This is a genomic window from Hyphomonas sp. UBA3195, from assembly GCF_002366485.1.
Classification (GTDB): Bacteria; Pseudomonadota; Alphaproteobacteria; order Caulobacterales; family Hyphomonadaceae; genus Hyphomonas.
The window spans coordinates 1-13,289 of the sequence record NZ_DEXB01000010.1; the positions used below are offsets into that span (position 1 = coordinate 1).

Sequence of the window (13,289 nt, forward strand, 5' to 3'; positions counted from 1 at the left end):
CCCTCGGTGGGCCTGAAGCTGAAGGAAAAGCCCTTCATCCCGACCGAACGCGGCTGGGCGATTGACCGCCACGCGCCCAGTTCGAACTCGAAACTGTATCGCTGGGTGTTCGGGGATGATGTGGAAACCGAGATCCGGTTCCAGCTGCCCGGCTATCGCTGGGAAATCATCTCGAATGACAAGGCCCGCCTGCTGACGCTCACCTGCCTGACGCCTGAGGCCCCGAAACGTACACGGATCACCCAGTTCACCTGGTGGACCGGCGCGCCGCTCCTCCACCTCGCCGTGCCCATCGCCAAGCCAATGGCCCGCAAATTCCTCCGCCAGGATGGCGACATGGTGGATTTGCAGAACCAGGGCATGGCCCACCAGAAAGCCATGATGTGGATCGACGACATCGACATCCAGGCCAAATGGTACCAGCGCCTCAAACGTGAGTGGACGGAGAGTCGGACGGAAGGCCGCGAATTTGCAAACCCGATTGAAGCGCGTGTGCTGAGGTGGATGAGTTAAAAAGCGTTCAGGCGATTAATGTGGAATTGGGGCTGAGTAGAGATTTAGACGGGCCTTAAAACAGTACGAAATGACGTTCCAAATAGTACTGTTGTGCGCTTGCTTGCTTTTTGAATTCACCTAAGGTGGAAGTGTCGATGCCGCACAATTGTTTTCGTGAGTTTCTCTATGTGTACAATCACTCTTGATTCGGGTTCTGCTGCTTTGTTGGGAGCGATCATTGGTTCGGCAACTACGCTGTTGACGACTATTCTGGCCTACCACCTCCAGAATCGCGACCGTAGAAAGTTGGCGCGGTTGCGGAAGGATAGACTGACTAAGCTTCTCCAATCTAAAAAATTCACTTGGCGGAGTATGGATGTCTTGTGCAGTGCTATCGGCGCAAACCGTGAGATAACTTCAGCGCTCTTGATCGAGGTGGGAGCTAGATGTTCGTTGAACAACAATCATGAGAAATGGGCTCTGCTGTCGAGAGTGCCTTTTCCTGAAGATGTTTCTTAAGTTCCTGACGTATTTCAGTCAATTTGAGAGGTCACCGAAAGTGCTTGATCCATGAGTTGCTCAATCAGAGTCAAGTCATTCGTTGATCTGCCTTGTTGGTTAAACCATGTATTGTTGTGGCTGCATGAACAGCAAGCCCTAGTAAGCGGAATCCTTGCGCTTGTAGTCGGACTAGGTACGGTTTTGATGTTGAGGCGACAAATTTCGTTCGATCAAAGACATCGGAGTACGGAGCGGAGACTGGAATTGCTCTCGTTGAAGGCCGCAGCAACGGTAGCTGTGTCGGAAGTGTTCCGCTACTCTGAAGATTGCCTTGGATACCTTTCGAAAACTATGACGGTAGACGGAAAACTTCACGGTGAAGACATATTTGATGCCGAGTTTGACGCTGGGCTGAAGTCAGACGTTGAAGGGATTCCTGTCTACCCGACCAGTGCATTTGATTTGTTGGCTGAATTAATAAAGTACTCTGATGAGTGCGATGCTGCAGCATTGCATGAGATTATTTCATTTGCGCAAGTTCAGCGATCGACTTTTTCTCGATTTGTATCGGTACTGCTCGGCGTTGATGACTCCGGATTGGTTTTGCATACAGGGAATTTATATTCCGAGATTCGGGATGCGCTAGGACTTCGCCAGCACATGGCTCGTTTGTTCGATTGGTCCCGAGTCCGATCTGAGCACATTCCTCCCATTTGTGAATCTGAACAGGCCGCAGATGCGCTAAACTGGATCGGACTGGGTAGGGAAGAAGTGGTTGATTATATCTCCGAGCATTGGCCCCCACGGAATCCCTCCGGTGCTGGCCGCTAATCTTCGCGTCACCCCTCGACGCGTAGCGTCTGGGGGCCCATCACTGAACGCGGCGACCGGGTGCATCCGGTGCGGGGGCGTGCGGGTTTCTCCACACAACACATGACGTACTCTGTAATTTCGTTCAGAGATGGGTTCCCAGATGGCCTGCGGCCATCGGGAATGACGCAATTTTTGTTCTTGTGTAGCAAGGTTGGGGAAGGAGTGCTGAGCATGGCCAATGAGGACCGCATAATTGCCGTCTATATGATGGCCAATCGCAAGCAGGGCGCGCTCTATGCCGGGGTCGCGTGCCACCTTGTCCAGCGCGTCTGGCAACACCGTGAAGGCATTTTCGGAGGGTTCACGCAGAAACATGGCTGCAAGATGCTCGTCTGGTATGAGCTGCATGACGAGATCAGCACAGCGATTGCGCGTGAGAAATCCCTCAAATCCTATCGGCGGAAGAACAAGATCAATCTGATCACGGAGCGCAATCCGCGTTGGAAGGATTTGTGGTTCGAGATTACGGGGCAGGGCCTTTCCTCCCCCGCCTCTCCGGCGCATGCCGGAGTCTCGTCCGGCTGGCTCCGTGTCCTGACAGCAGGAGGCCCCGGCCTGCGCCGGGGATACGGTTTGTGGGATAGAGATCATTCTCCTCCGATGACCCCTGCGCAGGCAGGGGTCCATCTCGGGACTTCTACCCATGCACATGAGGCAGCTTCAGGAGATGGATACCTGCCTACGCAGGTATCTTCGGAGCTGGGATTTTGCGCTCCCTATCCGTCTGAGAACTCCCTGCCCCATACTAAGCATCTGCTCTCACGGGAGCCGGATCAGGTACCGTTCTGGTTGTGGGTTGCAGGGTCAGGATGGTGCGGGTCGGAGATACGGTCTGATGCGCGCCTAGGCAGGTCAGGCCAGGGTGAGCCGAGGAAGCTCGGTTGGGAATCCGCCTCGTCCGGTCGCACGGGAATTGAACCTCCCCGGATGGGTCATGCGTGTGAAAGCACGGTGGATCCGTTCGCGCGGCACCGGTAACGAAGACCCGGGACCATGGGCCCCCATGAGGGTGCTCGCCGAAACTCCTGTCCGGCGCGGCGGGCGGTAACGCTCCACTCCGTAGCCATCTACAAACTCAAGGCGGAGCGCCACGGCGCCCGCCGCGCCTCGGCTTCGCCTGGCGGAGCTGGAACACGAGATACCCGGATGGCGCGCGCCAGTCCGGCTCTGGGTGCTGCCTGTCAGCGTATGACGGCCGCCGGGCTGGACGTATCAGGCCGCCGACCGGCGCGGAAGGGGCGGGGGGGAGGGCCCTTCCGTGCCAGCGGCGGCCTCGTCACACCAGCGATCATCGCCGGTGACGTTACAAAGCGCGGTGTATAATTGCGCGCGCAGCTCGGCCCGCCGGGCCTCCAGCGCGCGGCGATCCTGCGGGGTCACATCCTCGATGCTGGTCTCGGCCTCGGCCAGCACCTGCGTGATCTCCTCGAACGCTTCTGCCAGATGCGCGAAAACCGGATCAATGGATGCCAGTTCGAAGATTTCCGGCACGGCGGTCGGGAATTCGCCCGCCAGGCCTGCAAAGGAATGAGCCATGTGAGTGTCCCCCAGTTATGCCCAAAATCCAAACGATTGTATTTTGTATAGCATCTCTGGGTTGAAATGTCTTCCCTTATTTCAGATATTTGTGCAGGGCGCTCTGCGCGCCCTACAAATCGCCTTCGGACTTGCCCGATTGCTTCCACAACCAGGCTGTCAGGCCCGCGCCGATCAGCAACAGGCTGGCGAACCCGACCAGGGCGGCAATCGCCAATGCGTCTACACTCAGATTACCCATGCCCGGTCCTCCTGACGGCTTTTCAGGCCGGGGCGTTCAGGATGGCGCTGATCTCGTCTTTCAGGGCCATGCGGTGCTTGCGCAGCTGCGTCTGAAAGACATCGCTGGCGGGCTCGACATTTGTCTCGATACGGTGAATCTGGCGGTTCACTGCGTGATATTCGTCGGCCAGCCGGGCGAAATGGCCATCCGTTTCCTTCAGCGCATGAATGCGGTCTGTCGCGTCCGGGAATTCCTCGGCGAGTTCGTGCGGTGTGTGGGACATATTGGGTCGCTCCCTGATAAGATGTGTCTGGCACTATCAGGTCATGGGGCGCGGCCACGCGGAATCGGGGAAACTACGTATCCTTGTGGTCAGGGGGCTATTTCTCGCCGAACAGGCCGGATTGCTGACCGCCCGGATTCGGCAGGCCGAGGCGTTCATAGGCCAGCGGCGCTGCGACCCGGCCGCGGGGCGTGCGCGCGACATAGCCCTTCTGCATCAGGTAAGGCTCGATCACGTCCTCCACCGCGTCCCGCGCCTCCGACAGGGCCGCCGCCAGCGTCTCCACGCCGACCGGCCCCCCGGCATAGGTTTTCACCAGCGCATGGAGGTAGCGCCGGTCCAGCGCATCAAGGCCGTCTGAATCGATTTCCAGTCGTTTCAGCGCGCTTCTGGCGGAATCCTGAGTGATCGTGCCGCCATCTGCCTCGGCAAAGTCGCGCACTCGGCGCAACAGGCGCAGCGCGATGCGCGGCGTACCGCGCGCGCGACTGGCGATCTCGATGGCGCCATCTTCCGTGATCGGCGCAGTCAGCTTGCGGGCCGCCGCCATGACGATCCGGGCCAGCTCTTCCGGCTCATAGAATTCAAGGCGCAGCGGTATGCCGAACCGGTCGCGCAGCGGCGTGGCGAGCAGGCCGGCCCGGGTCGTCGCGCCCACCAGGGTAAAGGGGGAAAGATCCAGCCGCACAGACCGCGCCGACGGGCCTTCGCCGATAACGATATCGAGGGCGTAATCCTCCATCGCCGGATAGAGGATTTCCTCCACGACCGGAGGCAGGCGGTGGATTTCGTCAATGAAGAGGACGGTATTGGGTTCGAGATTGGTCAGGATCGCCGCGAGGTCACCGGCCTTGGCAATGACTGGGCCGGAGGTCGCGCGGAAGCCGACGCCCATTTCGCGGGCGAGAATTTGCGCCAGCGTCGTCTTGCCAAGCCCCGGCGGGCCGAACAGCAGGACATGGTCCAGCGCCTCTTCGCGCTTGCGGGCCGCATCGACATAGACTTTGAGGTTCGATTTTGCCTTGCGCTGGCCGACATAATCCTCAAACGCCTGCGGCCGCAGCGCGCGGTCCAGCGCATCGCCGCCTTGGGCATTGGGGTCTGAGAGTTCGCCCTCGCGGCTCATCGCGCCAGTTCCTTCAGCGCCGCCTTGATCAGAGTGCTGACATCGCTATCGCCGGCATCTTTCGCAGCGCTGGCCACGGCGCGGGCGGCATCTGATTGGGCATAGCCGAGGTTTGCAAGCGCCGAGATCGCCTCGCTCCGCACGCCAGTCGTGGCGGCGACGGGCGCACTGGCAAGGCCAGCGACCTGGGCGGTTTCGAACTTGCCAAACCGGCCCATCGGCGGTGGCTTGCCAGCCAGTTCGCCGGTGATGCGTTCCGCGAGCTTTTTGCCGACGCCCTTCGCCCGAGTCAGGACCGAAGCATCGCCGAGCGCAATCGCGTCCATCAATTCTGCCGGTGTGATTGCGTCAAGGATGGCCATTGCGGCCTTGCCGGCCACACCATGCACATCCTGAAGACGAACGAACCAGGCGCGTTCCTCGTCAGAGCCGAAGGCGTAGAGTGTGATCGCCGCTTCGCTGACCTTGGTCTCGACATGCAGGACACTGGTCTCGCCGACATGCACCCTGGACAAGAGCCGCGTGCCGGCCATGCAGACATAGCCGACGCCATTGACGTCAATCAGGATGTTGTCCGTGCCGAGCGCGGCAACGGTTCCGGTCAGCCTGCCAATGATCATGCGGCGCCTCGTTTCAATTCCAGCGGCAAATGGTGCGCGGTACAGATTGCGCAGGCGAGCGCATCAGCCGAGTCCGATTTCATGTCTCCGGCGCGGGGCAGGAGGCGTTTAACCATGAAGGCCACTTGGTCTTTGTCCGCTGTGCCCGTCCCGACAATGGCCAGCTTGATCTTGCGTGGGGCGAATTCGGCGACAGGAATACCGGCCATGGAAAGCGCCGCCATGGCCGCGCCGCGCGCTTGGCCGAGTTTCAGCGCCGAGCGGGGATTGGCATTGACCAGCGTTTCTTCAACGCCTGAGGCATGTGGTCCGTAATGCCGGGCCAGTTCTCCGACCGCCTCGAAGATGCCGCCGAGCCGTTCCGACATGGCGAGACTGGTGTCTACCGAGATCACGCCATGCGCAATATGAGCCAGCCGGGCGCCGGTCTGCTCGATGACACCCCAGCCAGTATGGCGGAGGCCGGGGTCGATGCCGAGAATGCGAATCGTGGCTGTCATGACGCCCATCCTATCAGCGGGATGGGTTAATGACACCTTGCATTTTCTCTATTTGTTCACATCGACTGCAGCGGGACCCTATTCGGTTTCCCGTGGCACCAGTACCGAGTCGATGATGTGTACGACCCCATTGCCGCCCTCGACATCAGTTTCGAGAATGCTGGCCTGATTGATCATCAGTTTGCCACCGCCCATGTCGCGGACCGAAAGGTCGAGGCCGTTCAGACTGGCTGTTGGTACGCCTTCATCTGCGGGGGGCACATTGGAGGCGCGCACGGATCCTTCGACGATATGGTATTCTAGCACGCGGACGAGCTTGTCGGCATTGTCTGGCTTCAGATAGTCTTCCAGCTGGCCAGTGGGCAGCGCATCGAATGCCTCATTGGTCGGCGCGAAGATGGTGTATGGGCCGCCGGTGGCGAGGGTTTCGTCAAGACTTGCGGCTTCAATGGCACCATAGAGTGTCGACAGGCGCGGATCAGCGGCGATCGTGTCCAACACGTTCGGACCGGAGATGACCATCTGGTCGCGATCCATTGTGTCGGCATAGATTTCCTCTTCGCCCGCATCCGGGGAAGGGGTAATGTCGACATCATCCGCATAGGGTTGGACAGGGTCTTGCGGTGGTGTGCGCGTGTCTGAAGACTCGCCGGAACAGGCAGCCAGGAATAGTGCGGACGCAACGGGAATGAGTAAGTGGCGTTTCATGAGCGGGGATCCTTTCCTCCGGCAGGCAATGATCAGGTAACGCGCGCCTTCGGGTTTGGTTCAGCGGCACCGAGCAAAATTTATCTCTCAATGGGCGCTATCTGTGGCGGGACGAGGGCGACCCATTGTCCAATTCACGACGCCGCGTACGGAGGGGTTCGGCGCGCACCAGATTTCGCCGGTCGCGGTGATTACCGTGACCCATATGAGGTTGTGCTCCTGGCCGTAGTCAATAACGCCAATGGCGAAGCCGTCGCCCCGGTCCGTGACGGTCAGCGGGATAGGTGGATTGAGCTGGGTGAACATGTCCTGTGGCTTTCTGTGGGAGAGAGCCGGTAGAACGCCGGAAATTTGAGAAGGTTGCGCGCGCATCTGCTGCGAAAACAAATTCACGTCTGCTGTGCCATGTGTGGTGCATCGCTTTTTGCAATTATTCCGTTTCGAAACAATGTCTGCAAGTGGGCGATGACCTCCGCTTGCGGAGGGGCATCGGCGCTTTGCGTTCCAGCGATGATGTCAGGGATCGAAAACCCCGCCGGTTCAGAGGATAGGCGACGAAGGATGGGCGCGAAGTTCGCGGGGAAGTCCAGCAGACCATTGTCGCACGGCAGGCTCACCCGACCGCCGGATGCGATGAAGCGCAGCGGCGGCATCACCACAAGAAACCTGTCCGTCGCCGACGCGGCTGGCAGGGGCAATACCGGATCGGGTTGCCATCCGGTATAGGGTCCTTGCGTCAGTGATGTCAGCCAGGGAGTGCTCATCGATTCCGGCTCGGCCAGCGTTTCACTCACCAGGGTTTGAAATTCGGCAAGGCGGTCGCGCATATAGTCTGACACCGTGTCAGGAAGGTTCCCGTGCGCGTCATCCAATGTGACGGGAGGTCCTCCGCGCCAGCTGTCGTGAGACGCCGCGAACTCCTGGAGCAGGGGGGCCAATTGGTCGAACAGGTTTCGGGGGGCAAAATAGAGGTTCAGCGCGAGCGAATACCCGACGCCGCGGGCGGCGTGCCACGCGCCGGCTGGAAGGCACAGAAGGTCGCCGGGGTTCAGCTCGACTTCCTGAAACGCCATATCGTCCGGCAGGGTCCCGACATCAATGTCGGCGGGCTCAGCGCGACCTTCGAAATAGGTCGCATTGTTATCGGGCCAGCGTTTGGCGGCCTCGGTGGAATATATCCAGCGTTTCTGTCCCGCGATCTGAAGCGTCGTGGCGACGCGCCGATCATAATGCATGGGCAATCCGGCGCCGTCTGGGGAGGCATAACAATTGACCCCAACTGTGCCGGTAAAGCTGAGTCGCGCGCGGATCGCCTGGGCCCAGCGGGCCAGGAAGGGATCGGCCATGTGAATATTGGTGATGCAGATCGTGGCGCCTGATTTCAGCAGATCGCTGGCCTCACCCAGTTGCGCTGAAAACATGGGCTTGCGGCTGCCAGCTTTTTCTCCGCCCGCGAATGAGGCTGTCAGGTTGAAGCGGGGGTCTTCGATATGCTGCCCTCTAGCGAGAGCGAGCCTCAGTCTTTCCATACTGAAAATATGGTCAAATTTCCCGGCATGTCCTTTCACATGCAGGGACTGACGCGCGAAATAGCGACCCACAAAGTCTTCGCATGATACCGGGCTTAACAATTCTGCCAGTTCGCGGCCGTTCAGGGCGGCGGGCGCATCTGGGCTTGCCGGCCTGGCTGGATCGCGCAGCGAGCTGAAATCTGTCATTCGGTCGGACCTCCCCGGTCTCGGGCGCTTTTTGCATTGCCCTGAGACCTAGGCAGATAATCCCAATCCGGCGATGGGACAAGCATTGCGGGGAAGAGTTGGCGTGACAGACGCCGACAGACAATTCAAAAAAAATGGCAGACCGCGTTTGCGGCCTGCCATCGGATTGGGTCTGGATGCCCGGATTACGGGCGGGGAGTGCATTCGCGCCGAGGCGATTATTGTTCCGGAGTTTCTTCCGGTTCTTCAACGTCCACGGTTGGAACTTCGACTTCTTCTTCGACCATCACAACTTCAGGCACGAGCACCGTTTCGGTTTCTGTGCCGACATTCACTTTGCCCGTATCGACATCATATTCGGGGATCTTGCCAGCTTCGGCGTCAATGGCGACATCCACATCCGGCAGCTTGCCGGGCTCTGTCTGGTCCACATCGATCAGCGTAGAGCCGAGCCAGACGGCTCCGACGAGGGCAACAACGGCGACGGCGATTCCAATGACTTTTCCTGTACTCATGTTCTGGGTCTTCCTTCTTGTGCTGTGTTGCGCAGTTCAGCGCGCTTGCGAACATAACGGGGCTGTAATCGAATGGTTCCGGCCAGCACTCGCTCCAGCACGGGCGTCCGGAGCGGCGGGGCCGTCCGGGTGTCTGGGCTGAATTACGGAAAAAGCCGGCTCAGGGCGGGGCGCGGGCCGGGCTGAGCCGGCCGATCGGCGCATGGCCGAACTGGTCCCGAACTGGTCCATAAAGTGTCCATAAGATGTACAGACTGGTCCAGACAAAAGCGGACGGGACATCGAGGCCGCAGGGCAGGTCGCTTGCCAGAGCGGGGCTCTGCCAGCGCGGCACACGCGGCGGCGTATAGGTGTATGCATTGTCCGGCGTCGGCGCATCGCCGATATAGCGGATGACCACATTGCCGTATTTGTCGACCGTGACGAAGACGCGCCGCCCGGTGCGTTTGCGCCAGGCCGTCAACCGTACAAGGTTCCACCACAGCCAAGGCCAGCAGAAGGCCCATACATGGGCAAAGAAGGGGCGATAGGCCGGGTCCATGTGGGGAAGTGTGGCATGGTGGGGCAGCCCGTCGAATATATTGCCCGCGTCGTCCTCCCCGATGGCGAAGTCATCCGGGGGCCCATCTCCTGAATTTGCCACCGCAGCGCGCGGCGCTTTGTGCACCGCCTGCGCGCCTGACGGCACAGGTCGCGCCCGCCGAGACGTTCAGTATTGGACCCCCAGACTGCTATCGCGGCCGGGGGGTGACGCATGAGGAGAGCGCGGGATGTATCCAGCAGGGTCGCAATCGCCGCGCTGGCCCGCCTAGCTTCGCGACGGATAAATGCCTTGCGTCACGATACACTGCTTCAGCGCGAGCCAGGGTGGCATATTGTTGCCAGTGGTGGAGTTGACCTGCGTGTCGGCTGTGCCCGAATGTTCCTGGGCCGGGAGACTCACGTCAATCTCAACGCCGCCGCGCTCGCCCTGTCGCCGGTCGGTCAGGCCGGGGCCCTGGCCCGCGCCCACCATGACGCGCCCGCGAAGATCCGGCAGGGCGAAAGTCGTGCGCCCGTCGCCGCCATACATGGTGCCGAGCAGGGAGAAGAGGGCGGTATTCTCGGCAATCGGCAGCAGGCGGCCATCGGCCTCCATCATACCGCGCGGACAGAAATTGAAGCCCACCGTGACGATCTCGCCGAGATAGTCATCCATCCCCGCATCGGCGGCCGGCGCCGCCCCCGCCATGAGCGCGCCAGTCAGTGCTGCCGCAATCGCAAATTTCTGAATCATTCCGTGTCCTCCCAATATGGTGGGTTCACTCTATGACGCTGTGCGGGCGTGGCAAGAAGAAGGATCGCGGGGCGGTGGAGCAGAGGTCAGGCGTCGTTGTCCGCATCCCTCGGCTTCACGGGACCAATACCCTTTGACAGATTGGCCTTCCGGGCGCGGAAGAAGAAGGCAATGGAGCCGGCATAAGCGGCCAGTGTCATGAGGGCGACGAGTTTCGGGATCACATGGAATGGCTCTTCGCCCACGGCGACCGCGCCGAACCAGCCAAGGTCGCTGTCCGGCAGCTGGCCACGCTCGGCCAGCAAAAGGCCGAGGCGGGCAAAGTCGCTATAGGACTGGAAGATCTCGTTGCAGAAGCCGAGGGCGAACATGGAATAGATGACCAGCGCGATCCACATCATCACCCGGTCCAGCCGGTGGGCGGCGAGATAGCTGGTCACCAGCATGCCAAAGACCAGCGTCATGTAATTCGCCATCGTGCCATTGCCGACCTGGATGGCCTCGTAGAAGAGATAGGTGAGTTCGTAATTCGTCATGCCGCGTCCCCCGTCGCGCTATGGGCCAGAAGGCAGCTTAGGCGGAATTTTCCCGGGCGTGAAGCGCGCGGGTCATGACCCGCCGGACGGCAAGAGCGGATGGTGGGTTACGCTCCGCTAACCCGCCCTACGGGGCGACGCTAATAATGCGGGGGCGGCCGGTCTGCGGGGGCAGCGTCGCCGGGTGACCGCTCGCTGTCGGCGACGCGCTCGGCGAGGCGCGCAACCTGTCGCTCCAGCCGCTCGATCAGCTTCCATTGCGCCGTGATGGCCGCGTTCAAATCCTCAATCGTCTGGTCCTGATGGACCACACGCATTTCAAGCTCATCGAGGCGGGATGTGTCTGTCATGGTGAGATTGCCTATCGAGCAAATTGCTTATCGTAACGCTCTCTAGCCATAGTAATTCTCGATTTGAACCATTCATATTTTTTTCTGACGCCATCATCTTCAGCAAACAAACCAATTTGTGCATCTACATAATCTGAAATATCTGAAAATTTCGCCTCCATGGTTGCTGCAAGTATATCCGGGGACACCGGAATTTGAGGGAGAAGCTGGCCTAGTATATTCGATAGAAAATTAGTCCCGTCCGCAACGTCGCGTTCAATGTATTTGGCTTTCAGCTCATCCGACATTCTTGCCAATGCAAAATCATGAAAGGCAATCCTAGGGTGCTTGGTACGGTTTTCCAGCTGATAGGCTTCTATCAGTGCCGGCCCGACAAGTGTCGATGATTTGTGTATTATTGGGCCGAACACGACGCCACCACGGATTAGCACCTTTTCCCTGAGTGCGGTGCGCCATATTTCGTCTAGGCTGTAAATCAACAAATCAGGATTATGCTGTGGCGAAGACAGTATAATAGAATCTGAGAAATGGGTTGAGCGTACTCTTTCTGAATTTGGTAAGCCGAAGTGCTGATGAATATCGGCATCAAAACCGCTGAAATTCAGTGCCGCATTCAAGCCGCGCGCGACAGCATTCCCTTGCAAATTTTCATGACTCGTGCCCGCCCCCGAATTTATCAAAGTGAAGTCTAAGAAATTCGATAACTTTCTCGGCGGCTGGCTCTTGTTGTTGTCGTCCAAAATCTCGTTAGAGAAACCCAGAATATCTACAAATGCAACAAATCGGTTTTCATAAGTGGCAGTGCCAATAGAGGGGTTCGTATTGTAGTGATCACGCAACTCAGCAATCAAATTTGATAGAGGGTCGCCACTCAGTTGGTCTAATATTTCACCATGAGCACCCAAAGCATACGCAAACGGAGCAATATACTCGTGCGCAGAAGTCAAGAGCGATATAGAGGGGTGTTCACTGGCAGCCTCCAACTTAATTAGTTGGACAAAAGATTCGACACGCTCTCGGTGTTCTCTGAACGGTGGCAAACTAACGGTGAAATCGATGAAGTCCAGAAATTCGATCAATTCAGACGGCTGAACAAATTTTCGTTCAACTTTTTTAATCTGCTCAATGACTTCGTTGCGCACATCAGGGTCAACTATCCAACTAAATCTTTGATTCCAATCAATGATACCCATAGCGCAATTCTTTACCCCTCTTCGCTCAAATAAATCTCCCCACCCCTATCCATAAACTCCTTGCTCTTCTCCTCCATCCCTTTTCGCGCTTCGGCAGCCTGCTTCTCCAAGTCGGTCCGCTCATTCTCGGACATCCCCGCCGCATATTCCCGCACTTCGGCGGTGATCTTCATGGAGCAGAATTTGGGGCCGCACATGGAGCAGAAATGGGCGACCTTGTGGGCCTCTTTGGGCAGGGTCTGGTCGTGGAAGTCGCGGGCGGTTTCGGGGTCGAGCGCGAGGTTGAACTGGTCTTCCCAGCGGAAATCAAAGCGCGCGCGGGAGACCGCATCATCACGCACCTGCGCGGCGGGGTGGCCCTTGGCGAGGTCGGCCGCATGGGCGGCGAGCTTGTAGGTGACGACGCCGACTTTCACATCGTCCCGGTCCGGCAGGCCGAGATGCTCCTTGGGCGTCACATAGCAGAGCATGGCCGTGCCATACCAGCCGATCATCGCCGCGCCGATGCCGGACGTGATATGGTCATAGCCGGGCGCGATGTCGGTGGTGAGCGGCCCCAGCGTATAGAAGGGGGCCTCGCCGCATTCGCGCAGCTGTTTCTCCATGTTTACCTTGATCTTGTGCATGGGCACATGGCCGGGCCCTTCGATCATGACCTGGCAGCCCTTGTCCCAGGCCACTTTCGTCAGTTCGCCGAGGGTTTCCAGCTCTGCGAACTGGGCCGCATCATTGGCGTCGGCAATCGCGCCGGGGCGCAGGCCGTCGCCCAATGAGAAGCTGACATCATAGGCGCGCATGATGTCGCAGATTTCTTCAAAGTGCGTGTAGAGGAAGCT

At 59.0% G+C, this 13,289-nt stretch carries 18 protein-coding genes and 1 pseudogene; 3 read left to right on the forward strand and 16 right to left on the reverse strand.

What is annotated here, in order from left to right; translation table 11 throughout:
• From B2344_RS03250 to B2344_RS03260, 3 genes and pseudogenes are all read left to right on the forward strand, one after another.
• A pseudogene (locus B2344_RS03250) lies at positions 1–513 on the forward strand (aromatic ring-hydroxylating dioxygenase subunit alpha); the annotation flags it as partial.
• Between the two features lie 747 nt (positions 514–1,260).
• Positions 1,261–1,827 (forward strand): hypothetical protein, encoded by a 567-nt coding sequence (locus B2344_RS03255; protein ID WP_290484653.1) that lies wholly within the window; start codon positions 1,261–1,263, stop codon positions 1,825–1,827.
• A gap of 213 nt (positions 1,828–2,040) precedes the next feature.
• Positions 2,041–2,847, forward strand: a complete 807-nt coding sequence (locus B2344_RS03260; RefSeq protein WP_290484654.1) for a GIY-YIG nuclease family protein — start codon at positions 2,041–2,043, stop codon at positions 2,845–2,847.
• A 234-nt stretch (positions 2,848–3,081) separates the two neighbouring features.
• Here the strand turns inward: B2344_RS03260 and B2344_RS03265 are convergent, their stop codons facing one another.
• The 16 genes from B2344_RS03265 to B2344_RS03340 all read right to left on the reverse strand — a co-directional run.
• The gene (locus B2344_RS03265) at positions 3,082–3,405 is read right to left on the reverse strand and encodes a hypothetical protein (RefSeq protein WP_290480593.1); all 324 of its coding nucleotides are present in this window, start codon (positions 3,403–3,405) and stop codon (positions 3,082–3,084) included.
• A gap of 112 nt (positions 3,406–3,517) precedes the next feature.
• A complete protein-coding gene (locus tag B2344_RS03270) occupies positions 3,518–3,646 on the reverse strand; it encodes a hypothetical protein (protein ID WP_255342028.1) in 129 nt (42 codons plus the stop codon).
• Between the two features lie 22 nt (positions 3,647–3,668).
• On the reverse strand, positions 3,669–3,911 hold the full coding sequence (locus B2344_RS03275) for a YdcH family protein (RefSeq protein WP_290480592.1): 243 nt from the start codon (positions 3,909–3,911) through the stop codon (positions 3,669–3,671).
• A 97-nt stretch (positions 3,912–4,008) separates the two neighbouring features.
• Entirely contained in the window at positions 4,009–5,037 is a 1,029-nt protein-coding gene (gene ruvB / locus B2344_RS03280; RefSeq protein ID WP_290483733.1) for a Holliday junction branch migration DNA helicase RuvB, read from the reverse strand.
• Complete coding sequence (gene ruvA, locus B2344_RS03285) at positions 5,034–5,657, reverse strand: Holliday junction branch migration protein RuvA (RefSeq protein ID WP_290483734.1); 624 nt, start codon at positions 5,655–5,657, stop codon at positions 5,034–5,036. The genes ruvB and ruvA overlap by 4 nt, the downstream gene beginning before the upstream one ends.
• Positions 5,654–6,157, reverse strand: coding sequence for a crossover junction endodeoxyribonuclease RuvC (gene ruvC, locus B2344_RS03290; RefSeq protein WP_206991964.1), 504 nt, complete (start codon positions 6,155–6,157; stop codon positions 5,654–5,656). The genes ruvA and ruvC overlap by 4 nt, the downstream gene beginning before the upstream one ends.
• 78 nt (positions 6,158–6,235) lie before the next feature.
• Complete coding sequence (locus B2344_RS03295) at positions 6,236–6,865, reverse strand: fasciclin domain-containing protein (protein ID WP_290484655.1); 630 nt, start codon at positions 6,863–6,865, stop codon at positions 6,236–6,238.
• Positions 6,866–6,952: 87 nt separating this feature from the next.
• Positions 6,953–7,171: a hypothetical protein gene (locus B2344_RS03300; RefSeq protein WP_206991966.1), complete on the reverse strand. Its 219-nt coding sequence runs from the start codon at positions 7,169–7,171 to the stop codon at positions 6,953–6,955.
• Positions 7,172–7,254: 83 nt separating this feature from the next.
• On the reverse strand, positions 7,255–8,583 hold the full coding sequence (locus B2344_RS03305; protein ID WP_290484656.1) for a JmjC domain-containing protein: 1,329 nt from the start codon (positions 8,581–8,583) through the stop codon (positions 7,255–7,257).
• A gap of 218 nt (positions 8,584–8,801) precedes the next feature.
• A complete protein-coding gene (locus tag B2344_RS03310) occupies positions 8,802–9,098 on the reverse strand; it encodes a hypothetical protein (RefSeq protein WP_290484657.1) in 297 nt (98 codons plus the stop codon).
• A gap of 160 nt (positions 9,099–9,258) precedes the next feature.
• A complete protein-coding gene (locus B2344_RS03315) occupies positions 9,259–9,765 on the reverse strand; it encodes a hypothetical protein (RefSeq protein WP_290484658.1) in 507 nt (168 codons plus the stop codon).
• A gap of 141 nt (positions 9,766–9,906) precedes the next feature.
• Positions 9,907–10,374: a phage tail protein gene (locus B2344_RS03320; RefSeq protein ID WP_290484659.1), complete on the reverse strand. Its 468-nt coding sequence runs from the start codon at positions 10,372–10,374 to the stop codon at positions 9,907–9,909.
• 86 nt (positions 10,375–10,460) lie between these two features.
• Positions 10,461–10,910 carry a hypothetical protein gene (locus B2344_RS03325; RefSeq protein WP_290484660.1) on the reverse strand — a complete coding sequence of 150 codons (450 nt, stop codon included), beginning with the start codon at positions 10,908–10,910 and terminating at the stop codon, positions 10,461–10,463.
• Positions 10,911–11,050: 140 nt separating this feature from the next.
• Positions 11,051–11,260 (reverse strand): SlyX family protein, encoded by a 210-nt coding sequence (locus tag B2344_RS03330; RefSeq protein ID WP_290484661.1) that lies wholly within the window; start codon positions 11,258–11,260, stop codon positions 11,051–11,053.
• Positions 11,261–11,271: 11 nt separating this feature from the next.
• On the reverse strand, positions 11,272–12,453 hold the full coding sequence (locus B2344_RS03335; RefSeq protein ID WP_290483741.1) for a hypothetical protein: 1,182 nt from the start codon (positions 12,451–12,453) through the stop codon (positions 11,272–11,274).
• 11 nt (positions 12,454–12,464) lie between these two features.
• The coding region (locus tag B2344_RS03340; protein ID WP_290484662.1) for a phosphomethylpyrimidine synthase ThiC at positions 12,465–13,289 on the reverse strand (825 nt) is incomplete at its 5' end.

Excerpts from the sequence above, each read along its gene's own strand:
- ruvA (WP_290483734.1), bottom strand. The coding sequence starts at position 5,657 with ATGATCATTGGCAGGCTGACCGGAACCGTTGCCGCGCTCGGCACGGAC.
- B2344_RS03260 (WP_290484654.1), top strand. The coding sequence starts at position 2,041 with ATGGCCAATGAGGACCGCATAATTGCCGTCTATATGATGGCCAATCGC.
- B2344_RS03305 (WP_290484656.1), bottom strand. The coding sequence starts at position 8,583 with ATGACAGATTTCAGCTCGCTGCGCGATCCAGCCAGGCCGGCAAGCCCA.
- ruvC (WP_206991964.1), bottom strand. The coding sequence starts at position 6,157 with ATGACAGCCACGATTCGCATTCTCGGCATCGACCCCGGCCTCCGCCAT.
- B2344_RS03300 (WP_206991966.1), bottom strand. The coding sequence starts at position 7,171 with ATGTTCACCCAGCTCAATCCACCTATCCCGCTGACCGTCACGGACCGG.
- B2344_RS03330 (WP_290484661.1), bottom strand. The coding sequence starts at position 11,260 with ATGACAGACACATCCCGCCTCGATGAGCTTGAAATGCGTGTGGTCCAT.
- B2344_RS03310 (WP_290484657.1), bottom strand. The coding sequence starts at position 9,098 with ATGAGTACAGGAAAAGTCATTGGAATCGCCGTCGCCGTTGTTGCCCTC.
- B2344_RS03275 (WP_290480592.1), bottom strand. The coding sequence starts at position 3,911 with ATGTCCCACACACCGCACGAACTCGCCGAGGAATTCCCGGACGCGACA.
- B2344_RS03295 (WP_290484655.1), bottom strand. The coding sequence starts at position 6,865 with ATGAAACGCCACTTACTCATTCCCGTTGCGTCCGCACTATTCCTGGCT.
- B2344_RS03265 (WP_290480593.1), bottom strand. The coding sequence starts at position 3,405 with ATGGCTCATTCCTTTGCAGGCCTGGCGGGCGAATTCCCGACCGCCGTG.
- B2344_RS03320 (WP_290484659.1), bottom strand. The coding sequence starts at position 10,374 with ATGATTCAGAAATTTGCGATTGCGGCAGCACTGACTGGCGCGCTCATG.
- B2344_RS03325 (WP_290484660.1), bottom strand. The coding sequence starts at position 10,910 with ATGACGAATTACGAACTCACCTATCTCTTCTACGAGGCCATCCAGGTC.
- ruvB (WP_290483733.1), bottom strand. The coding sequence starts at position 5,037 with ATGAGCCGCGAGGGCGAACTCTCAGACCCCAATGCCCAAGGCGGCGAT.
- B2344_RS03335 (WP_290483741.1), bottom strand. The coding sequence starts at position 12,453 with ATGGGTATCATTGATTGGAATCAAAGATTTAGTTGGATAGTTGACCCT.
- B2344_RS03270 (WP_255342028.1), bottom strand. The coding sequence starts at position 3,646 with ATGGGTAATCTGAGTGTAGACGCATTGGCGATTGCCGCCCTGGTCGGG.